This window comes from Janthinobacterium sp. 1_2014MBL_MicDiv, from assembly GCF_001865675.1.
Taxonomy (GTDB): Bacteria; Pseudomonadota; Gammaproteobacteria; order Burkholderiales; family Burkholderiaceae_D; genus Janthinobacterium.
In genome coordinates this window covers 3,875,531-3,897,310 of record NZ_CP011319.1, presented here as the reverse complement: position 1 = coordinate 3,897,310, position 21,780 = coordinate 3,875,531, and the positions used below count along the sequence as shown (strand labels likewise).

The window sequence follows — 21,780 nt, the reverse complement described above, 5'->3', positions numbered from 1 at the left end:
TTCCTGGCGGGAGCGCCGGCCGCGTTCCCGCCTTTCCCAACCTGTCCCTGGAGCCTGGCGCATGTCACGCATGAAAACCTCTATCCTTCCCATACTGGCCTGCCTGCTGTGCTCTGGCGCCGTTGCCGGCGCCGAGACGGGCGCCCTGGCTGTCGCCCGCTGCGCCCCTGAAGCGCGGGCCCAGCTGGAGCAGGGCGGCGCGCGCGTCGTGCGCTACCGCAAGAATATCGACGAACTGACCCCAGCCGAGCTCGACGCCTTCAAGCATGCGGTGAGCGAGATGAAACGCAAGAGCCAGGAAAACGTGTATGACCGGCGCGGCTTCCTGTGGCAAGCCTGGGTGCACAACTGCACTTCCGTCGACGTCTTCAATGACCGCCAGGCGGCTTTGCCAGGGGACAGGCTGAAGCAGCTGCTGGGCGATCCGACGCGCAACAGCTGCGACATTGCCTACTTCCTCGACAAGGTGGCGACCGAGGACAACGCCCATGAGGAATTCCCGGGCGAGTGCGAGCACCAGAAGAACACCTTCCTGCAATGGCACCGGGCGCAGCTGTACTTTTATGAGCAAGCCCTGCAGGCCGCCGACCCGAACGGCGAACGGGGGCCGAGCACGCGCGATGTCGCGCTGCCGTACTGGAATTTCACCCGCAAGCCCAGCGGCGTGCGCTATCCGCAAGCCTTCGAGGATGTCGACTCGCCCTTGTACGATGCGACCCGCAAGAAAGAGGGGCTCGATAGCTCGCTGGCCACGGCCTCGCCCAACTTGCTGGCCTACCAGATCTACTACATGGATTGGGCCGATTTCGGCGGCGACGAATACGGCAGCCTGGGCGGCGGCAACCTGGAGACGAAGATCCACAATCACATGCACGCCACCTACATGGGTGGCAATATGGGCGACAACGTCACGGCCGGCCTGGATCCGTTGTTCTATGCCTTCCATAATTTCCTCGATTACAGTTTCGAGAAGTGGCTCGACGAGCATGGGGACGCCGGCATACGCGGCAGCGGGCGCACCAGCTACATGCGCAGCGAGCAGGATGCCAGCCTGCCCCGGCCCGTCGGCTGGAGCGCCGGCAGCGGCGATGAGCAGCGCAGCGATTCGGGCGACTACGCGGCCAACATGGGCCGGGCGGATCTGTACTTCGACACCATCCGGCAGGGCTATGGCTTCCAGCCGCGCTATGGCGGCGAGTTTGCCCGCAAGAAGGACATCCAGGCCCTGATCGACCGGCACCAGCAGGCGGGTTTTGTCTTCGGCAACAACCAGAAAAGCCTGTTCGCCGCCTTGCTCAGCGACGATGCGGCCGATGGCACGGTCGCCAGGCCCGACCTCACCGTGACCAGCGCCTATAGGATACCGGCGCGGCGGGTCGCAGGCGACAAGCGGGCCAACATGGTGCTGGACCGCGCGCATGCCGACGAAGATTACAGTTTTCAGGCCGATATCTATTTGCATCCCGCCAGCGTGGTCGCGCGTATCGGCGAAAAATCGTTCCGCGACCGCTACCTGGTCACCAGCAGCAGCCATTGGGCCTTGTCCGGCGCACACCAGCATGACAAGTATGCGATCGAAACGGATGTCACCGGCATCGTCGACAGCCTGGTCCCGAAAAAGCGCAACCAGGCCTGGCGCATCACGGCGGCCATCACCACCAATGACAAGGGCCGCGGCCTGATACGGCAGGGAGATTTTTCCGCGCCGGTGGTCAGGATCGTCGACCGCCGCAAGCCGGCCGAACCCACGTATGAGGAGAGCAAGCCATGAGCGAACGGACCAGTTTCAAACGCGATGTGCAGGGCCTGTTTTCGCGCTATGTGGCCGACATGAGCAAGGTCAAGCTGTCGAACTCCGAATCGACGGGCGTGCAGCGGCTGTACCTGAACGACTATGCGAGCGTGAAGGCGTTTGCCTGGCAGATCCAGGTGGCGATCCACGGTTACGACTACGACAGCCGCAATGAGAAATGGCTGGTGGAGGCCGGGCACCGCCTGCGCAAGCCGGGGGGCAGGGAAGGCCAGTATGTCATGTCCGCGCCGCACCCGATGCCGCCGGACGGCAGGATGCCGCAGGAGGGCATCGATATCTTCGACCAGTGGGTCAGGGACGGCATGCCGCCGTGACGCGTTGATCAACCGGCACAGACACCCTTGATGATCAGGAGTTCAGCATGGCATACACAGGTTTGAGAATTCACCCGGCCATCGGCATCGCCCGCGTCGGCAACAGCGAAGAATACTATCTGGGACCGGAAAGCCTGGCCGGCATGCCGCTCGATGGCCAGGAGGGTACGGGCGGCTTGCCGATCCGGCCCGGCACGGAAGACACGACCATCCTCAGCACCGAGTTGCGCGACGCCGGCGGAAAACTCAAGCGGCAGGCCGCCCGCTTCCGGATTTACCAGTATGCGTTCGACGCAGCCGATGGCGTGGAAACCTATCCGCTCGGCCGGCGGGGGGCGGCGGCCGAAGTGGCCATCGGCAGCATGGTCGATGGCAAGATCGTCAAGGACATCGTCTGGACCGTGCACCTGGCCAACAAGAAAGCCAATAGCTGGAAGGGCGGGGACGGCGTGGCGCCGTTCGAAAACAGGCGCGCGCCGCCCCTGCGCAATCCGCGCTTCGGCGAGAGCGACTCGCCGCATTTCGGCACGCCGGCCGACCCGCTGCGCCTGAAGCTGCTGGTCATCGACGCCGGACCGCGCACCGTGCAGGCATCGCGCCAGTCCGTGCAGCAGTTCGACGCCGCCACGCCGCCGTCGTGCGCGGATGCGGCCAGCGGCGCCGTGCGCAGCCTGCCCGACTATCCCGTCTCGTTCCCGCGCGGCGGGCAGCCTGGCGCACCGGCGCACGCGCCTGGCGCCATCATCGCCTCGCTGGGCGCCATCAGCACGGAAAAGAATGGCCGCCTGCTGGTGCTGGGCGGCTATGGCAAGGCCTGCGGCTTTGATGCGCAAGGCAATTATGCGCCCGCCGCGCCCCTTGATGACAATGTCAACAACGACAACTGGTTCGACGACGTGGCCGATGGCCCCGTGACGGCCATGCTGCTCTTTGCCGACGGCACGGCGCGCGCCGTCGAGGGCAGCGCCTGGGTGGTGTCCAGCGACCCGTCATATGCGCCGCAAACGGCGAACGTCGTGTCCTTGTGGGACGACCTGTATTGCACCTGGCTGGAAAAGATGGCGCTGCGGCCCGCCGTCTATGCGGACGGCGCCTATCAAACCGGCTACCGCAGCGATTTCAGCACCGATGTCCAGCCCATCCTGCGCGCGGCCTCGCTGCAGCGGTGGACGACCAGCCTGCCGCCCAGGGCGATCAAGCAGCACGACTTGCTGGGCAAGATGAAGGCGGATGGCCTGACTTATCCGATCATGAATTTCATCCGCCATCCGGACCAGACGGGCGCGCCGTCGCTGCGGCCGCAAATGCCGCTGTCGCTGGGCGACGCGGGCAGCAGCCTGCTGACCCTGACTCGCGCCCAGTATTTTTTCATGGACCAATGGGCGCATGGCCGTTACGTGCCCGACAGCGGCAGTTTCCTGCTGGGCGCCGGCGAAGCGCTGGACCGCACCGTCCTGTTCAACTGCCTGGGCGGCCGCTACAGCCCCGGCATCGAGATGGGCTTCATCGTGCGCGACCCCGGCCTGTACCGGCAGGGATGGCGGCGCCATGACGGCGGCGGCCCGTTCCGCATCAATGGGCAGCGGCTCGATTACCAGGCCGCCGTCAAGGACCAGCCCTTTCTTGGCGCCGGCTATGTGCCGCTGCGCGGCGGCGAGGTGCAGCCCGGCGACCTGTCGAAGTTCATGGCCTTGCCCTGGCATACCGATTACAACTCCTGCGCCACGCATTTGCCGGATCCGAATCCCGGCGGCACGGTGCGCAATAACCAGCAGGCGATCGATGCGGCCACGGCGATCAAGGGCAATGGCTACAATACCTTGCTGTATTCGTCCTGGCCGGCGCAGCGGCCCGTGGCCGTCTACACCTATGACGACGTCGTCGCCAACGGCGGCGAACTGGCGACGCCGCGCTATTCCGTGCGCGGCCAGGGCACGCGGGCCGATGGCGTGCCATCGACGACGCCGGACAATGCGGAGATCGACCGGCCCGCCATGCATGTGGGGCGCTACCAGGACCGCGCGCAGTTCCTGCTGAACTGGCACCGCATCGGCGTGGTCGTGCAAGGCACGGCGATTGCGCGCAAGGACGGCGAAAAGGCCATCTGCAAGGACTACTACCTGGAAGTGGCGAGCCTGTTCGACGGCGACGAAAGCAACCTGGTCGAGTATTGGCGCAACACGGCCATCGACAAGGTGTACCGGCCCAATCCGCGGCCGAAGCCGAAATCCTGATGCTGGTGACAGCGCCGCATTCCGCTTCGGCTGCGCCGGCCAGGCAGCGCTACCGGGTCGCCATCATCGGCGGCGGCCCGGCCGGCTGCGCCTGCGCGCTGGCGCTGGCGCAGCTTGGCGTGCATGAGGTGATCGTCATCGAGGCCGGCGACTACACGCAGTTCCGCATCGGCGAAAGCATCCCGCCCGAGGCGAACCGCCTGTTCCAGGCGCTGGGTATCGCTCGGGATTTTTTTGCGGAAGCGCACGCGCCTTGCCATGGCAGCTGTTCTTACTGGGGCAGCGAGAAGCGCGGCTACAACGATGCACTGATGAATCCACTGGGCCACGGCTGGCACCTGGAGCGGACCCGCTTCAACCAGTTCCTGGCGCGGCAGGCCCGCTTGCGCGGGGCGGAAGTGCTGATGCACGCCAGCCTGGCCGCTTCGGCACCGGTGCCTGGCGGCGGCCATGGACTGGAACTGGCGCTCGGTGCGCCCGGGTCCTTGCGCCAGGCCAGCATCCATGCCGACCTGGTGGTCGACGCCAGCGGCACGCGCGCCGTCTTCGCGCGCCAGCGCGGCAGCCGCAAGGTCGACAGCCTGCCGCTGGTGTGCCTGGCCATGCGCTTCGCTCCGCCCGCCGGCGGCGGCGGGCACGCCGATACCGGCCTGACGCACCTGGAAGCGGTCGAACATGGCTGGTGGTATGGCGCCCATCTGCCCGACGCCACCTTGCTGCTGGCGTTTTACGGCGATGCGGCCACCGTCAAGGCGCAGCGCCTGCAGCAAGTCGGCCATTGGCTGGCATGGCTGGCGGCCGCGCCCAACACGGCTGCCCTGGCCCGCGGCATGGTGCCGCTGGCGGGCGGCGTGCAAAGCTTTCCCGCGCCATCGTACTGTCTCGACCAGCTGCATGGCGAAGGCTGGCTGGCCATCGGCGACGCCGCCTCGGCTTACGATCCCGTCACGTCGCAGGGCATCGTCAAGGCGCTCGCCAACGGCATGGCGGCGGCCGGCGCCGTCGCCGGCCAGTCCACGCTGGGCGATGTTGCGCACACGGTGACGCAGCGCTACGGGCAGTACCTGGCGCAGCGCCGGCAATATTACAGCTGGGAGCAGCGCTGGCCCGACGCGCCGTTCTGGCGCCAGTTGCACGCCGGCGCGGAGGCGCCGGCCGCCCAGGTCCGCGCCAGCGGCCCTGTCCCGGCGCGATAGCGGTCTTATCGCCGCTGCGCCTCGCGCTCCAGCGTGTCCTTGCCGATGATTTTCAGGCTGGCGCTGCCCTTGAATGGCAGCAATTCCTCGCTGTCGCCGGCCTGGATATTGGTCGAGACGCCGATTTCGGCCGTCACGTCGACGAATTCCTTGCGGAACATGAGCAGTTCCGTGTTCTTGATGATGCTTTGCAGCGCAACCGACTGGCCCGGCGCGATTCTGGTGAAGGCGCGCTTCAGGGCATGGTTTGCCAGGCCCGTCTTCAATACCTGGCTTTGTTCGCTGGCGTTGTCGATGAGGCGCATGTTGGGTCCCCGCAGTTGCATGTATTCGAGCGGATAGCCGACTTCCCCGTTGCCGGTATTCTGGATGAGCACCTCGACGCGCATGTCACCGCCCGTGAAAATGCAGGCCGGATTGTCGATGCAGCGGGCGCTGATGGAGAGGACGTCGTTCGGCATGGCGTTTCCTGGGAGTTGTAGGGACACTGCGAGCAGTGCGATTAGGAGCCGTTCAGGATGATATCGCATTTGATCTTCCGTCCTATTTTCGTCCGCAGCAGCTCCTGCACTTCGATGGCGAGTTGCCAGGCGTGCCGGGGGCGCAGGATGATGGAGCCGGCCGAGTTCATGATGTTGGCAGCGGCCGGTTCCGGTTCCTCATCGTCCGACAGCGAGGGCACGGGCGCGTCCCAGGTGCCGTCCGGTTTCTTGTACTTGACGGTTTCGTCGTCGCCCGCCACGTACGAGTATTCGTCCGGCAAGCCATAGCAGTGGCCGAATTCATGCGCGTGTACCTGGCCATTGGTCGACGCCGATACGTCGATCACGGTGCCCGTCACGCCCTCGCGGTCGTAGCGCTTGTGGATCTGCATGATGTAATGCTCGTTGCTCTCCACATAGACGACGCGGTAGACGATGGGCAGGATGCGCGTGCCGCATTCGGGGTCGCTGATTTCCATCTGGAATTTATTGTTCCAGTGGGCTTCCAGGCCCGCAGTGGCGATGCCCTTGACGTACTTGATGACGGCGGCGCGCTGTTTGGCCCGCGTTGCGGCCTGCTCGGTGCCCCGCTCGCGGTCTTCCAGCGCCTGGTCGGCCGGCTCGAGCACCGTGATCACCTTGACGCGCAATTCGGCGATGATGCTGGTGTTCGATTTCACGGGCACGTAGATCTTGTAGCGCACGGTGTCGAAATAGTTATGCGGCGCCCCGCTGGCGCCGAAGGTGTTGTTGTAGCGCGGGACGCTGGAGACGTCGATCTCCTTTTCATAGTCCGCGATCCAGCAGGCGGGCCGCTTGATCAGCACTTCCTTGCGCTGCTTGTTGTCGACCGGGCTGGTGCTCGACGTGGCGCTATCCTTGAATTTCGGTTCGGGTCTGGCCGGCGGGACGCGCTGCGGCGCCTTGCCCGTCGTGCCTGGCGCGGGGGCGCGGCCGGCCGGCGTTTTCGCCGGGGCGGGCGGCGCCGGCGCGGGATCTCCCGCCGCCTCGGGCGCCTGGCCCGGCGATTTCAGCAATTCGATCACCAGCGCCTCGACGGCGGCTGCGGCGACCACGTGCGTCAAGCCCCTGGCGTCCGTCATGCCCGTTTCGTACGTGCCGTCGGCGCGCTTCACGCGGTAGGGCTGGCGCGGCATCAGTTCGCCCGTGTCGCGGTCCTTCAGCACGAAGCCTTCGTCGAACAGTTTCAAGCGGCTGTCCGGCAGCGGCGGCAGGCCGGCGGCCGCGCTGGCGCCGCCGTTGAAGAGATGCTGGCCACCCTTGACGGTGAAGTTGCCCGGGCACTTGAAGGTGATGTCGCCGCCTTCGAGCGTGATCGACGATTGTCCCGCCTGCACAGTGATTTTCTGGTTGGCCTTGATCTCGATGACGTCGCTCACGGAGATCACCGTGATGGCCTTGTCGGCCAAAATCTCCAGCTGGTCGGTATGGGCTTGCAGCGAGACGGGGCCGTTGCCCGCGATGGCCGAGATGCCGCCGTCCTGGCTGAACAGGGTGGCGGCATTGGCCGCCACCGAAGCCACGGTATGGCCGGCCGCCAGGTGCAGGTCCGTCTGCGCCGTCGCATGCAGGTGCTGGCCCGCGAACAGCACGGTCGAGGCGGGCGTGGCCCAGTTGATGCTGTTCGGTCCTTCCATCAGCACCAGCGGCTTGGCGTAGCGTTCCACGGGCTGGGCGGTGTCAGGCGCGCGGGCGCCGTTGCCGGCCTTGAAGGCTTCGTGGCCGCCCACGCTGCCCTGGTATTTGCCATCCTGTTTCGGGTCGATCTGGCTGGCCAGGTCCAGCTGCGCCTGGTTGGCATCCTTGCTCACCAGCGCATGCTGCTGGTCCGCCGCCGCGGCCGTTGCCTTGCTCAGCTCACAGGCGCCGCGCAGCAGGTCCAGCGCTTCCCGGGTGTCGAGCTGGGTCGATGCGACGCCGCTGCCCTGCCGCGCGCGCGCCGTGGCCGAGAGCAGCAAGCCTTCGCCGGCGCGCAGCATGGCCCACGCATCCGTGCGCAATTCGAAGCCGTGGCCGCGATAGGCGCCCCGTTGCGCCGATGCGGCGCCTTGCTGGACCAGGTAGCCCAGATTGAGTTCGGTGGCGGCGCTGCTCGACGCCAGCCGGGTGCGCAGCTGGCCCGGCGTATCGTCGAGCACCCACTGGTTGTAGCCGGCACCGTCGAAGTTGCTGCTGTGGATACCCGACAGCACGCCGGCATGGTTGACATCGGCGTCGACGCCGGCCGCGTAGGGCGGCGTGTCGCTGCCCGTGTACAGCTGGGCCACCACCAGCGGGCGGTCCATGTCGCCTTCGATGAAGTCGACCAGCACTTCCGTGCCGATGCGCGGCGTGAATTGCGAGCCCCAGTTCGGGCCGGCCAGCGCCTCGGCCACGCGCACCCAGGTGCCGGACGCTTCATTGCCCGGCGCGTTGCCTTGCCGGTCCGTGTTGTGCGCCAGGCCGCCCGGATTGGCGGCGGCGCCGCGCTGCCAGGCAAACTGGATGCGCACCTGGTGGTCGCGGCCCGTGGTGGCCACGCTGTCGGCCAGGCCGACCACCAGCGCCGTCTGCGGCCCCAGCGCCACGGCTTGCGCTCTTTCCGCCGTGGCGCGCGGCACGATGGCCACGCTGCTGCGCACGCAGCCGAAGCGGTTGCGGTAGGTGCCGGCCTCGACCTGGCCGGCGATCCAGTCGGCCACGCCATCGAGGCTGGCGACCCTGGCCAGGCGCGACAGCGCGCCCGTCAAGCCGTCGCCGGCCGGGCCGGCAGTGTTGCGCGCCTGGTGCTCCACCCACAGCACGCTGAACTGGTTGGCGCCATCGGCGTACTGTGCGTGCTGCAGCAGGCGGAAGGCGTGGCCGGCGGCCAGCCGGCGCACGGCGCCGGCGCCGTCAAACTGCTTGTTTTCCAGCTCCAGCGCCTGCAGCATGCGTGCGCCGTGCGGACTGGCCGCGGCCCGGTCGGCATGGCGCCGCTCGCCGGCGCCGTCATACACGGCCAGCTGCGGCAGCGTGCCCGCATCGAGGCTGGAGGCGTGTTCGGCGGCCGGCGCCGTCACTTGCTGCGGGTCCCAGCTGCTGATGCCGACGGCGTTCGATTGCACCTGGCGGCGCGCGCCGAAGATGTCGATGGCGTCATCGCTGTCGCTGGCGCGCACGCCGTGAAAGCGCAGCTCGGCCCCGCCAGGCGTGTCGGGCGCGCCGGCCTTGCTGTCGAAGATCACCAGCGTGTGCCTGGACTGTCCCTGGCCTGCGCCGCCGTCCTGCGCGCCGCCCGGCTGCTCATGCTCGAAGCGCCAGTTCAAGCCTTCGAAGGCCAGTACCCGCGCCAGGAAAGCGAAGTCGCTTTCGCGGTACTGGGTCCAGACGGCGCGCGTGGCCAGCGGCTGGCTGATGTCGAAGCGGTAGCGCGCTTGCGGATAGTCGGCCAGCAGCTCGCTGACGATGTCGCGCGCGTTCTTGTCCTGGAAAATATAGCAGTCGCGGCGCAGGTGCAGCAGGGCCAGCGCCGGTTCCAGGCGCAGCCGGTAGCGCGCCACGCCGCCATCGGCGCCGAGCCAGGCGCAATCCGTGCACAGGCCGTGCCAGGCGCGCTGGCTGCCGTCGGGCTGCAGCAGGGTGAGCGTCATTTCCTCGCCGATGAACGAGGCCAGGTCGAGCGACGCCGCGGTGCTGAGGGCGTCGACATCGAAGCGGAACAGTTCGTTGACGGCTTCGCGGCCGTCGAACTGCTCCGCCATCAGCGATTGCGCCTGCTCCGATGGCTGGGCCGTCGCCAGCGCGATCAGCCGCGCATGCTGGCTCAAGCCGGTGCCGAACTGTCCCTGCGGCGCGCCGCCGTCGCCCTGTGGCGTGTCGCCCATCACGGCAAGGTGATGCTCAGGTTGGCCACGCGCGGCGCCAGTTTGACGATATCCTGGTAGGCATGCATCTGCTCCTCGGTATTTTTCGCCAGCGTGGTGCGCAAGCCCAGGTAGCCGAGCGCGCAGATCAGCGCGAACACGGAGCACAGCACCCACAGCGGCACATTGTTGCGCAGCTTGTGGATGATCTGGTCCGGCCGTTCCGCATGCGGCGCGAAGCCTGTCTTCTTGCCTTTCATCTGGGCGATTTCATCGCCCAGGCGCGCCGTCAGGTAATTGAGCTTTTCCGGGCCTTCGAGGATGTAGCGGCCCTGGAAACCCAATAGCAGGCACATGTGGAACACTTCGAGCGCCTGCAGGTGGGCGCTGCCGCGCGCGCGCAGCGCTTCGAGGCGGATGAAGAAATTCTCGCCGGCCAGCTGGTCGCCGAACAGCACCAGCTGCAAGGGGCGCCGCGCCCATTCGTCGCGGATGCTGTAGGGCGAACGCAGGATGATTTCGTCGACGGCCGCGCAGAACGCGTACTTGGCCGCGTCGATATCGTCGGCCGAGGCACCCTGTTTCTTTGCGCCGCGGCCGAATTCGTCCAGGAACTGCGTCATCTTGGCGATGAAATCGGCATTGTCCTGCGGGCCGCTGCCGTTCTTCAGCATGAACAGCGCGTAAAAGCCGTCGTACATCAGGTCCATCAGCGTGTGTTCGGTGCCGGGACCGGCAAGCACGCTGGCCGAATAGGCAGCCTGGCTGCCGGACATCAGGGAAGGGGGAGCGGAGAGGTTCATCGTGTCATTTCTATGTCAGGAGGTGACGGCGACCAGCTCGAGCTTCAGGTCGCGCATGCCGGAGGGGACATAAATCAGGACCGATTGCGCCTGCAGCATGCGCTCGTACATCTGGCCCTTGGCCTCGATGGTGAAGTAGTACGCATCCGGACGGACGGGCACGGCGGCCGGCACCTGCGGCGCATGCTGCAGGCGCACGCCGGGCAAGGCCGACAGCACGAACTTTTCCACGTCGTCGGGCGCGCCCACCTTGAAGCGCAGCGGCACCACGTCGACCAGCTCCATGCCCGGCATGTCGGCCGAGACGCCCAGGTAAAACGCCGTCTTGCCGTCGATTTTTTCCGAATCGAGCTTGCCGTGATGGTAGGACGGCTTGGTTTCGCTGAGCGCGATCGCAAAATACTTCGACGAGATCACCGTGTCGAGCAATTCGCGGATGATCGCGTGCAGCTGCGCAAACGGCGGCCCGGGATCGGCGTGCCGGTACGCCGGCAGGTCGGCCAGCGCATGGGTTTTCGAAAACGTCATCAGCGCGCCGGCCAGGCCCAGCAACTGCTCGTACAGGCGCTCGGGATGCAGGGCCGGATGGTGGAAGTAATGACTGAGCGAGGCAAAGGCCGAACTGGCCGTATGCAGCAGCCAGAACGAGGACATGTCGCCGGAGCGGAACTCGATCACGCTCTTGCTCGGCTCGCGATGGTGGCCATACAGGGCATTGACCTTGGCTTGCAGCGCGTCGATCAGGCGGCGCAGCTGCAGGAACAGCAGCGGTGCGCTGCGGATCGACAGGCTGGGCGGCACGAAGGCCGGGTCCTGCTCGAAGCCGCCCGTCGACAGGCGCCGCAGGCGCAGCAGCGGGAAGCTCACGTAGGAGTCGCGCGGATCCGATTCCGCCACCAGGCGCAGCGATTTCTTCAGGTAGGTGAGTTCGGCCTGCGCGGCCTGCGTGTACAGGTCCGGCGTGCTGAGATTGGCCTGGCCGTAGCGTGCCGCGCTGTTGGGCTGGCCGGCCGAGGCAAAGTTGCCGCCGAATTGCTTGAATGCGGGCAGGGCGGCGTAAAAGGTCACCGACTGCTGCGACGGCGGCAGGTTGCCAAGGTCGATGGCCTCGGGCAGCTCGTCGGCGCCGGCCGCGTTGTAGATTTCTCCGTCCTGGAAGATCAGCGACAGCTCCAGCAGCCGCAAGGTATGGTTGCCGAGCGCATCGCGGTCTATCTGCAGCTGGCTCACGCCCCATGCGTATGGATGCAGCGCCTTGACGCTCTCATGCAGGCGGTGTTCGTGATACTGGTCTTGCTGCTGAAAATGCTGGGGCCGCAAGAACAGGCCTTCGCCCCACAACAATTTGTTTGCAACGCTCATGGATTGCCCTTTTGCCTGACCAAGTGAGGCGTGGAGACCGGTTGACCCGTCCGCGCCGGCATGCCGCTACCGTGTTCTTGCCGCTGAAATCATCCACCCTTTGCATCGCACAAGGTGGTGCTTTTTTCGCAACTGAAAGCACCATAACATTATCTTGAGGAAGGGCGCGTACGGTACGTTTCCATAGCGCACGCTGCCCGGAAAGCCGCATGAATAGTGAGTTTTCGCGTATTTTCTATTGAGCGCGATAAATATTCAAATCATGTTAGGCTCCGAAAAATAAATAATTAGCAACTATAAATTACAACTTTATTTTGATCGTCAACGCGTCTTTTTTGTGAGGGAAAGCACCATATGACACGATCGGTTTCGCTGCTCGCAGCAATTGCATGTGCCTTGACACTGAGTGCCTGCGACACCACGCCCGCGGCCAAGCCGGCCGTCATGGCGCCGCCCACGATGGACGAGATGATGTCCAAGGCGGCGCAGGCGGCCAGTAGCGGCAGTAACGAGGCGGCCTTGGGGCTGTGGCAACAGGCCGCCGTCGCTTTCCCGGCCGACAAGCAGCCGTGGGTGCGCATGGCGCAGACGCGCTACGAGGCGGGCCAGTATGGCGAGGCCATCCTGAATGCGCAGGAAGTGCTGGTGCGCGATCCGGCCGACAAGCTGGCCAACAGCGTGATCGCCATCAGCGGGCTGCGCCTGTCGACGCGGGCGCTGGCCGACTTGAGCCGCCAGAACAACCTGTCCGGCCCGTTGCGTGCGGAATCGCAGGACCTGGCCAAGCTGCTGCGCGAGAGCCTGGGCGAAAGCGTCCTCGTGCCGCCGCCGGAAAAGGCGCCGGCGCGTCCGGCGCGCAAGCAGCAAGGCAAGCGCAGCGCCGACGAGGGCAGCGCCAATCCATTCAATGCGCTCAAGTGAGCAGTGACTAGCCAAACGCCGCAGTTCAACAGGCGCATCGCCGATGTTGCCGATTCTTTTCGAAGGGGATGTCATGTCGAAGAAAGATAGTGTCCAGAAGCGCCTGCAAAAGGTACGCCCGCCGCGCGTGCAGATGACGTATGACGTCGAGATCGGCGACGCGATTGAAAACAAGGAGCTGCCCTTCGTGGTCGGCGTGGTGGGCGACTTCGGCGGCAATTCCGAACTGGAACAGAAGCGCCTGAAGGACCGCAAGTTCGTCGACATCGACCGCGACAACTTCGATGCCGTGCTGAAGGGCATCGAACCGCGCGCGACCTTCCGCGTGCCCAACGAGCTGAGCGACGCTGGCGGCCAGTTCGGCATCGAGCTCAAGTTTCATTCGATGAGCGACTTCCGTCCCGAGGCGGTGGTGGAGCAGGTGGAGCCGCTGCGCAAGCTGCTCGAGGCGCGCACCAAGCTGGCCGACCTGCGCAACAAGCTGGCCGGCAACGACAAGCTGGAAGACATCCTCAACGATGTGCTCAACAGTACCGAGAAGCTGGCCCAGCTGGAACAACACTCCCACGTCAGGAAAGACTGATATGTCCGCACAGATGACTCCCTCATTGACCGCCTCCGCCAGCACCGAGATCGACTTGCTCGACCAGATCGTGGAACAGAGCAAGGTGGCCAAGTCCAGCGTCGAGCATGCCCGCGCCAAGGACCTCATTTCCGAACTGGTCAGCCAGGTCATGGACGGCACGGTGGTGGTGTCGAACAACCTGGCGGCGACCATCGATGCCCGCGTGGCCGAGCTGGACCAGCTGATTTCCCAGCAGCTGAGCGCGATCATGCATGCGCCCGAATTCCAGAAGCTGGAAAGCAGCTGGACCGGCCTGCATTACCTGGTCAAGAACACGTCGACCGGCACGAACCTGAAGATCAAGATGATGAACGCGACCAAGCGCGAGCTGGTCAAGGATTTCCAGAGCGCGCTGGAATTCGACCAGTCGACCATGTTCAAGAAAGTGTACGAAGAGGAATTCGGCACGTTTGGCGGCGCCCCGTTCGGCACCTTGCTGGGCGACTTCGAATTCAGCCGGCAGCCGGAAGACATGTATTTCATCGAGCAGATGTCGCACGTGGCCGCCGCCGCCCACGCGCCGTTTATCTCGGCCGCCTCGCCGGAACTGTTTGGCCTGGAAAGCTACAGCGACCTGGGCAAGCCGCGCGACCTGGCCAAGGTCTTCGACACGGTCGAATACGCGAAGTGGAAATCGCTGCGCGAATCGGAAGATGCCCGCTATGTGGGCCTGACCTTGCCCCGTTTCCTGGGGCGCCTGCCATTCAACCCGGCCGATGGCGCCACCGTGGAAGGCTTCAATTTCGTCGAGGACGTGGACGGCACCGACCACCAGAAGTACCTGTGGTGCAACGCCGCCTATGCCTTCGGCACCAAGCTCACGGCCGCCTTCGAGGATTACGGCTGGTGCGCGGCCATCCGGGGCGTGGAGGGCGGCGGGCTGGTGGAAGACTTGCCGACGCATACCTTCAAGACGGATGAAGGGGAAGTGGCCTTGAAATGCCCGGCCGAGATCGCCATCACGGACCGCCGCGAAAAGGAATTGAGCGACCTGGGCTTCATCTCGCTCGTGCATTGCAAGAACACGGACTACGCCGCGTTCTTCGGCGCCCAATCGGCGCAGAAGGCGAAAAAATACAACACCGATTCGGCCAATGCGAACGCGGTGCTGTCGGCCCAGCTGCAATACATCTTTGCCGTGTCGCGCATCGCCCACTACATGAAGGCCATGATGCGCGACAAGATCGGCAGCTTTGCCGCCGCTTCCAACGTCGAGGATTTCCTGAACCGCTGGCTGATGCAGTATGTGTTGCTCGACGATAACGCCAGCCAGGAACAGAAAGCCCAGTTCCCGCTGCGCGAAGCGTCCGTGCAGGTGGCCGAAGTGCCGGGCCGTCCCGGCGTGTACCGCGCCGTGTCCTTCCTGCGCCCGCATTTCCAGCTCGACGAATTATCCGTTTCACTCCGTTTGGTCGCGGAGCTTCCGCAGTCGACCAAATCGTAAGGCATTTTTCTTCCTACCCTTGAAAGGAATAACATGGCAATCGACGTTTACTTGCAAATTGACGGCATCAAAGGCGAATCTACGGACAACAGCCATAAAGATTGGATCGAATGCAAGTCGGTCCAGTGGCAGGTATTGCAACCGAAGTCGGCGACGGCATCGACGGGCGGCGGCCATACGGCCGAACGCACGGAGCACAAGGACATCGTCATCGCCAAGATGGCCGACCTGGCCAGTCCCTTGCTGCTGCAGACCTGCTCCTCAGGCAAAACCATACCGAAAGCCAAGCTCGAGTTTCTGCGCGCCGATGGCCAGGGCGAGCGCATCAAGTACTTTGAAATCGAACTCGAGAACGTGATGATCAGCAGCGTGGCTCCCTCGGTGGCCGCCGGCGACATTCTCGGCGAAGACTTGTCGCTCAAGTATTCCAAGGTCAAGTGGAAATACACGCAGCAAAAAGTCGGCGGCGGTTCGGGCGGCAATACCTCCGGCGGCTGGGACCTGTCGGCCAACAAGACCGTCTGACAGCGCCGTACCGCGCGCTCGCGCGCATGCCTGCCGTACCCGCCGCTGGCTGTCCAGGCCGCGGGTTGCGGGCCCTTCCCACCTCTTGATGCGGGATGCCTATGAAAGGTTTTACGCCGGGCCTGTTCGACCGCCTGATGGACACGCCCATCCATGGGGCTTCCAGCGGCACCATCTCGCGCCTTTCGCTCGAGGACCTGAAGGATACCGTGGCGCGCGACCTGGAGGCGCTGCTCAACACGCGCACGGTGCTGCCCGAGGCGCTGCTGAAAAAGTTCCCCGAATGCGGTAAGTCCATCATCACCTATGGCTTGAACGATTTCGCCGGCCTGAGCCTGTCGAGCACCGATGACCGCGCGCATATTTGCCAGTGCCTGGAAAAGGCCATCGCCCGCCACGAGCCGCGCCTGCGCAATGTGCGCGCTTCGCTGGAAATCCAGGAAGGTTCGATCAACCGCCTCAATTTCGCCATCAGCGCGCTGCTAGTGGTGCACGCGGCGCACGAACCCGTCAATTTCGACGCCATCCTGCAGCCTTCCAGCCTGCACTACACCATCAGCAAGGGGCGCCGCGCGGCGCAGACGGGAGCCTGACCTTGGAAGAACTGTTACCGTACTACGAGCGGGAGCTGGGATTCCTGCGCCGCTATTCGCGCGAGTTTTCCGAACGCTACCCGAAGATCGCCGGGCGTTTGCTAATGGGCGGCGAAGTGTGCGAAGACCCGCATATCGAGCGCATGATCCAGTCCTTCGCGCTGCTCAATTCGCGTATCTCGAAGCGCCTCGACGACGACTACCCCGAATTCACCGAAGCCCTGTTCGAGGTGCTGTATCCGCATTATCTGCGGCCTTTCCCCAGCTGTTCGATCGCCCGCATGGATTATGCGGCCGCGGCGGCGCAGCTGACGGCGGCCACCGAAATCGCCCGCGGCACGGAACTGACGACGCGTCCCGTGAAGGGCGTGGCCTGCACCTTCCGCACCGCGTATGCCGTCACCGTGGCGCCGCTGGCGCTCACGCATGCGGCGTTTTCCCCCATCATCGCCGCGCCGGAGCAGGCGCAGCTGCCATCCGGCGCCACCTCGGGCGTGAGCATGCGCCTCGAATCGACTGCCGGGCAGATCTCGCTGGCCCAGCTGGGCCTGCCATCGCTGCGCGTCTTCATCGACGGCCAGCCCTCGTTTTGCGCCGCGCTGCGCGATGCGCTGTTCATGCGCACCGTGCAGGCGTACGCCGAGGCGGACGACAGCGGCCGCTGGATCGCGCTGGCCGTCAATCCCGTCAGCAGCGCCGGTTTCGCCGAAGACGATGCGCTGATCCCGTTCGCGGCCCGCTCGCATCCGGCGTACCGGCTGCTGACCGAGTATTTCTGTTTTCCCGAAAAATTCAATTTCTTCGACATCGACCTGGGCGCGCTGTGCGCCGTGCTGCCGGCCGGATGCCGCCGCGTTACCCTGCACCTGGCCCTGAGCGGCTTGCGCACCGACTCGAATACGGCGCGCCTGCTGGGCACCATGGCGACGCATAACCTGCTGCTCGGCTGCACGCCGGTGGTCAATTTGTTCCGCCAGCGCGGCGAGCCGATACGCATCACGCATACGGCCGCCAGCTACCCGGTGCTGGCCGATGCGCGCCGCGCGTATGCGTTCGAGGTGCACGCCATCGAGGCGGTCAAGCTGGTGCGGCAGACGCCGCAAGGCGAGTCGGTGGTCGAATTCCGGCCGTTTTACTCGCTGCGCCACGGCGAAACGCCGGCCAGGGACGGACATTACTGGGTGATGCGGCGCGACGAAGTGATCGCCCACAAGAGTCCCGGCCATGAAACGGAGATCTCGATCGTCGATATCGACTTCGATCCGGCCGCCGTGGAAACGGATACGCTCAGCCTGGAACTGAGCTGCACCAACCGCGACCTGCCGGCGCAGCTGACCTATGGCTTGCACGGCGGCGACCTGTTCCTCGAGGGCGGCTCCAGCGTGCGCAGCATCAGCCTGCTGCGCAAGCCCACCGAGTCGCACCGATTCGAACGGGGGCGGGGCGCCCACTGGCGCCTGATCTCGCACCTGTCGCTGAACCACCTGTCGCTGGCCGGCAGCGGCCTGGAAGCCTTCCAGGAGATGCTGGCCCTGTATGACTTGCCGCGCTCGCCGACCTCGCAGCGGCAGATCCGCGGCCTGACGGCGATCGCCCACAAGGCCGTCAATGCCTGGCTGCCCGGCAATCCCTTCGCCTGCCTGGTGCGCGGCATCGAAGTGCGGCTGACGCTGGACGAGGAGGCGTTCGTCGGCAGCGGCATCCATGCCTTCGCCCAGGTCATCGACTGTTTCCTGGGACTGTATGTGCATGCGAACAGCTTCACGCAACTGGTGCTGGTGGCGAAGAAATCGGGAGAGGAGCTGTTGCGATGCAAACCACGAAGCGGCGATTCGAGCCTAGTGTAATCGAGCGCCTGTTTGCGCAACCGTACCGCTTCCAGTACTTCCAGGCGGTACGGCTGCTGGAGCTCTGGCTGCGGCGCAACGGCATGCCGCACGAAGGCGCGGTGGCCAACTTCCTGCGCTTCCAGAATTCCGTCTCGCTCGACTTCGCCCCCAGCCAGATCGAAGCGTTGCGGCCGGAGCCGCGCGGGCTGGCGACCGATGCCGACGCGCTGGGCGCGGCGCTGCGCAGTGCGCAGCTCAAGTATGTGCGCATCACGCCCGCCTTCATGGGTTTTCTCGGCGTCGCCGGCGCGCTGCCGGCGCACTACACGGAACGCATCGCCAGCCACCAGTTCGAGTCCAGGGACGAGGGGCCGCGCGCCTTCCTCGACACGTTTTCGAACCGCGCCCTGGCCCTGTTTTACGAAGCCTGGCGCAAGTACCGGCTCGAGCTGAAGTACCAGCTGGACGGCAAGGACCAGTTCCTGCCGCTGCTGCTGTCGCTGGCGGGGCTGGGCCACGCTTCGCTGCGCGAGCGCCTGTCCGGCGATGGCGTGCTGGACGAATCGGTGGGTTTTTTTGCCGCCGCCATGCGCCACCGGCCGCCTTCGGCCGTGATGATGGGCCAGGTGCTGTCCGAATATTTCGGCCAGCGCGTCACGGTCAGCCAGTTCATCGGCTGCTGGTACGACGTGCCGCGCGAGCAGCAAAGCACCCTGGGCGCGAATAACGCCGTGCTGGGCGCCACCGCGCTGGTGGGCGGGCGCGTGTGGCAGCGCGACCTGCGCATGCGGCTGACCATCGGCCCGCTGGCGCGCGCGCATTTCGACGCCTTCCTGCCCGGCGGCGCGGCCGCGCGGGCGCTGGAGAAAATGCTCGCCATGTTCACCAGCCTGTGCCTCGAGTACGAGGTGCAGCTGGTGCTGCGCGCCAGCGACGTGCAGGGCGTGCGCCTGGACGAGCCGCGCGGCGGCGGCAGGCTGGGCTGGGACAGTTTCCTCATCACGGGCGGCGAAGCGCAGGACCGCGCCGACGTCCGCTACGAATTGCACGCGCTTGCCTGAACCGTAACACCGATTCCGCCTCCCTTCCAACCCGACACAAGGACCGCTTCCCCATGAGCATCAACCTGAAGACGCTGATCAGCAAGCTGAATGACACCTGCCGCATTGCCGCCACGCGCGCCGCCAGTATCTGCGTCGGCCTGGGACAGTACGAGGTCGACCTGGAGCACGTATTCCTGGCCTTGCTGGAACAGCCGCGCAGCGATTTCGTGCTGATCGCGCGCCGCAGCGGCATCAGCGTCGGCATGCTGGAAGCGGACCTGCGGGCCGAGGTAGGCCGGCTGCAGACGGGGAACGCGCGCACGCCCGTGTTTTCGCCGCGGCTGCCGAAACTGTTCGAACATGCCTGGCTGATCGCCTCGCTCGACTTGCGGGCCGGATACCAGGCAAGCATCCGCAGCGCGCACCTGCTGCAGGCACTGCTGACCGAGCCGGAACTGGCGCAGCTCGCGTACCGCGGCTCGGCCCTGTTCCAGCAGTTCAAGCTCGACGAGCTCAAACACAAGCTGGAGTCGCTGACCGAGGGTTCGCAGGAGCTTGCGGGGGCCGCTGCTGGCGAAACGGTAGCCGACGGCGCGGGCGGCGACCCTGTGGGCGAACTGCAAGGCCGCGCGGCGGCATCGAAGACGCCGGCGCTGGACCAGTTCACGGTGAACCTGACGGCGCGCGCGCGCGACGGCAAGATCGATCCGGTGATCGGGCGCGACCTGGAAATTCGCCAGGCCATCGACATCCTGATGCGGCGGCGCCAGAACAACCCGATCCTGACGGGCGAGGCGGGCGTCGGCAAGACGGCGGTGGTCGAAGGGCTGGCGCTGCGCATCGTGCAGGGCGACGTGCCGGACATCCTGCAGGGCGTGGAAATCCACACGCTGGACATGGGACTGCTGCAGGCCGGCGCCAGCGTCAAGGGCGAGTTCGAGAACCGCCTGAAAAACGTCATCGGCGAAGTGAGTAAAAGCCCGCATGCGATCATCCTCTTCATCGACGAGGCGCACACGATGATAGGCGCGGGCGGCAGCGCCGGGCAGAACGACGCCGCCAACCTGCTGAAACCGGCGCTGGCGCGGGGCGAGCTGCGCACCATCGCCGCCACCACCTGGGGCGAGTACAAGAAATATTTTGAGAAGGATGCCGCGCTGGCGCGCCGTTTCCAGGTGGTCAAGATCGAGGAACCGAGCGAGGAACTGGCGTGCGCGATGTTGCGCGGCATGGCGCCGCTGATGGAAAAGCATTTCAACGTGCGCATCTTCGACGAGGCGATCACCGAGGCCGTGCGCCTGTCGCACCGCTACATCATGGGACGCCAGCTGCCGGACAAGGCGATCAGCGTGCTCGATACGGCCTGCGCCAGGGTGGCGCTGGGACAGCGCGCCACGCCGGTGCTGCTCGACAGCCTGGCGCGCCAGCTCGAACGCATCGATGCGGAAGCGTCGGCCCTGGCGCGCGAGGAAAGCGGCGGCGCCAGCCATGCGGCGCGCCTGAAGGCGTTGCGCGCGGCGCGCGGCGCCGCCGCCGGCGAACACGGGGCGCTGGCGGCGCGCTGGGAAACGGAAAAGGCGCTCAGCGAAAAAGTGCGGGCGGCGCGCCAGGAGCTCGAGGACGCCGGTGCGGCCAGGCCGGAGACCAGGCCGGACGCCAGCCAGGCCGGCGACCTGCAGGCGCTGCTGCAGCAATTGCGCGCATTGCAGGGCGAGACGCCGATGGTGCCGGTGCAGGTCGATGGCCACGTGGTGGCGGAAATCGTCGCCGGCTGGACCGGCATCCCGCTGGGGAAAATGGTCAAGGATGACATCCGTACCGTGTTGAAGCTGAAGGACCTGCTGGAAGAGCGCGTGCTGGGCCAGCCCCATGCGATCGAGGCGGTGGCGCAGCGCGTGCGGACCTCGCGCGCCAACCTCGACGATCCCGACAAGCCCAAGGGCGTGTTCCTGTTCGTCGGTCCGTCCGGCATCGGCAAGACGGAAACGGCGCTGGCGCTGGCCGACGCCCTGTATGGCGGCGAGCGCAAGCTCATCACCATCAACATGAGCGAGTACCAGGAGGCGCACAGCGTGTCCGGCCTGAAAGGCTCGCCGCCCGGCTATGTCGGCTATGGCGAAGGCGGGGTGCTGACCGAGGCCGTGCGGCGCAATCCGTACAGCGTGCTGCTGCTCGACGAAGTGGAAAAGGCGCATCCCGACGTCATGGAGCTGTTCTTCCAGGTGTTCGACAAGGGCGTGATGGACGATGCCGAGGGGCGCGAGATCGATTTCAAGAATACCATCATCATCCTCACCTCGAACGTGGCGTCGGCCACCATGATGCAGGCATGCCTGAACCTGGCGTCCGAGGATGTGCCCACGCCGGAGCAGCTGGAACTGGCCATCCGCCCGCAGCTGCTGAAGGTGTTCAAGCCGGCTTTCCTGGGGCGCCTGAAGGTGATTCCCTACTATCCGATCGGCGACGACGTGCTGGCCAGGATCATCGATCTCAAGCTGCGCAGGATCGCCGCGCGCGTCAGCGCCAACCACCAGGCCGAATTCAGCTACGATGAGACGCTGGTGGAGGCCGTGCTGGCGCGCTGCACCGAAGTCGATTCGGGGGCGCGCAACGTCGACCATATCCTCAACGGCAGCCTGCTGCCGGAAATTGCCGAATCCGTGCTGGCGAGGATGGCGGAGGGGCTGGCGATCAGCAAGATCAAGGTCAGCGCGGGCAAGCAGGGTCAGTTCAAGTACACGATCAGGTAGG

Annotated in this window: 16 protein-coding genes; 12 read left to right on the top strand and 4 right to left on the bottom strand. The window is 65.7% G+C overall.

Going from position 1 to position 21,780, the window contains the following annotated elements; all coding sequences use genetic code 11:
• Nucleotides 1-70: 70 nt before the first annotated feature.
• The 4 genes from YQ44_RS16835 to YQ44_RS16820 are packed head-to-tail and all read left to right on the top strand — an operon-like array spanning nucleotide 71 to nucleotide 5,557.
• Complete coding sequence (locus YQ44_RS16835; RefSeq protein ID WP_071324376.1) at nucleotides 71-1,771, top strand: tyrosinase family protein; 1,701 nt, start codon at nucleotides 71-73, stop codon at nucleotides 1,769-1,771.
• The gene (locus YQ44_RS16830; RefSeq protein ID WP_071324375.1) at nucleotides 1,768-2,127 is read left to right on the top strand and encodes a hypothetical protein; all 360 of its coding nucleotides are present in this window, start codon (nucleotides 1,768-1,770) and stop codon (nucleotides 2,125-2,127) included. Before YQ44_RS16835 ends, YQ44_RS16830 begins: the two co-directional genes overlap by 4 nt.
• A 47-nt stretch (nucleotides 2,128-2,174) precedes the next feature.
• Nucleotides 2,175-4,361, top strand: a complete 2,187-nt coding sequence (locus tag YQ44_RS16825; RefSeq protein WP_071324374.1) for a LodA/GoxA family CTQ-dependent oxidase — start codon at nucleotides 2,175-2,177, stop codon at nucleotides 4,359-4,361.
• Nucleotides 4,361-5,557, top strand: a complete 1,197-nt coding sequence (locus tag YQ44_RS16820; RefSeq protein WP_083411909.1) for a tryptophan 7-halogenase — start codon at nucleotides 4,361-4,363, stop codon at nucleotides 5,555-5,557. The genes YQ44_RS16825 and YQ44_RS16820 overlap by 1 nt, the downstream gene beginning before the upstream one ends.
• A 5-nt stretch (nucleotides 5,558-5,562) precedes the next feature.
• Here YQ44_RS16820 and YQ44_RS16815 read toward each other — a convergent pair whose 3' ends face one another.
• Genes YQ44_RS16815 through tssK form a run of 4 tightly spaced genes read right to left on the bottom strand, consistent with a single transcriptional unit; the run spans nucleotide 5,563 to nucleotide 12,049 of the window.
• Nucleotides 5,563-6,018 carry a hypothetical protein gene (locus tag YQ44_RS16815; RefSeq protein ID WP_071324373.1) on the bottom strand — a complete coding sequence of 152 codons (456 nt, stop codon included), beginning with the start codon at nucleotides 6,016-6,018 and terminating at the stop codon, nucleotides 5,563-5,565.
• 41 nt (nucleotides 6,019-6,059) lie between these two features.
• Nucleotides 6,060-9,905 carry a type VI secretion system Vgr family protein gene (tssI, locus tag YQ44_RS16810; protein ID WP_083411908.1) on the bottom strand — a complete coding sequence of 1,282 codons (3,846 nt, stop codon included), beginning with the start codon at nucleotides 9,903-9,905 and terminating at the stop codon, nucleotides 6,060-6,062.
• Nucleotides 9,905-10,687, bottom strand: coding sequence for a type IVB secretion system protein IcmH/DotU (icmH, locus tag YQ44_RS16805; RefSeq protein ID WP_071324372.1), 783 nt, complete (start codon nucleotides 10,685-10,687; stop codon nucleotides 9,905-9,907). Before icmH ends, tssI begins: the two co-directional genes overlap by 1 nt.
• Nucleotides 10,688-10,702: 15 nt before the next feature.
• Complete coding sequence (gene tssK, locus YQ44_RS16800; protein ID WP_071324371.1) at nucleotides 10,703-12,049, bottom strand: type VI secretion system baseplate subunit TssK; 1,347 nt, start codon at nucleotides 12,047-12,049, stop codon at nucleotides 10,703-10,705.
• 396 nt (nucleotides 12,050-12,445) lie between these two features.
• Between tssK and YQ44_RS16795 the strand changes: the two genes are divergently transcribed.
• The 8 genes from YQ44_RS16795 to tssH all read left to right on the top strand — a co-directional run bounded on the left by YQ44_RS16795 (nucleotide 12,446) and on the right by tssH (nucleotide 21,779).
• Nucleotides 12,446-12,970: a tetratricopeptide repeat protein gene (locus YQ44_RS16795; RefSeq protein ID WP_232250925.1), complete on the top strand. Its 525-nt coding sequence runs from the start codon at nucleotides 12,446-12,448 to the stop codon at nucleotides 12,968-12,970.
• A 73-nt stretch (nucleotides 12,971-13,043) separates the two neighbouring features.
• Complete coding sequence (tssB, locus tag YQ44_RS16790; protein WP_071326567.1) at nucleotides 13,044-13,553, top strand: type VI secretion system contractile sheath small subunit; 510 nt, start codon at nucleotides 13,044-13,046, stop codon at nucleotides 13,551-13,553.
• Nucleotide 13,554: 1 nt separating this feature from the next.
• Nucleotides 13,555-15,039: a type VI secretion system contractile sheath large subunit gene (gene tssC / locus YQ44_RS16785; protein WP_071324369.1), complete on the top strand. Its 1,485-nt coding sequence runs from the start codon at nucleotides 13,555-13,557 to the stop codon at nucleotides 15,037-15,039.
• A gap of 33 nt (nucleotides 15,040-15,072) precedes the next feature.
• Complete coding sequence (locus YQ44_RS16780; protein WP_071324368.1) at nucleotides 15,073-15,564, top strand: Hcp family type VI secretion system effector; 492 nt, start codon at nucleotides 15,073-15,075, stop codon at nucleotides 15,562-15,564.
• Between the two features lie 101 nt (nucleotides 15,565-15,665).
• Nucleotides 15,666-16,157, top strand: a complete 492-nt coding sequence (gene tssE, locus YQ44_RS16775) for a type VI secretion system baseplate subunit TssE (protein ID WP_071324367.1) — start codon at nucleotides 15,666-15,668, stop codon at nucleotides 16,155-16,157.
• A 2-nt stretch (nucleotides 16,158-16,159) separates the two neighbouring features.
• Complete coding sequence (tssF, locus tag YQ44_RS16770) at nucleotides 16,160-18,004, top strand: type VI secretion system baseplate subunit TssF (RefSeq protein ID WP_071324366.1); 1,845 nt, start codon at nucleotides 16,160-16,162, stop codon at nucleotides 18,002-18,004.
• Nucleotides 17,968-19,047, top strand: coding sequence for a type VI secretion system baseplate subunit TssG (gene tssG / locus YQ44_RS16765; protein ID WP_071324365.1), 1,080 nt, complete (start codon nucleotides 17,968-17,970; stop codon nucleotides 19,045-19,047). Before tssF ends, tssG begins: the two co-directional genes overlap by 37 nt.
• Before the next feature lie 53 nt (nucleotides 19,048-19,100).
• Nucleotides 19,101-21,779 carry a type VI secretion system ATPase TssH gene (gene tssH / locus YQ44_RS16760; RefSeq protein ID WP_071324364.1) on the top strand — a complete coding sequence of 893 codons (2,679 nt, stop codon included), beginning with the start codon at nucleotides 19,101-19,103 and terminating at the stop codon, nucleotides 21,777-21,779.
• Nucleotide 21,780 lies beyond the last annotated feature (1 nt).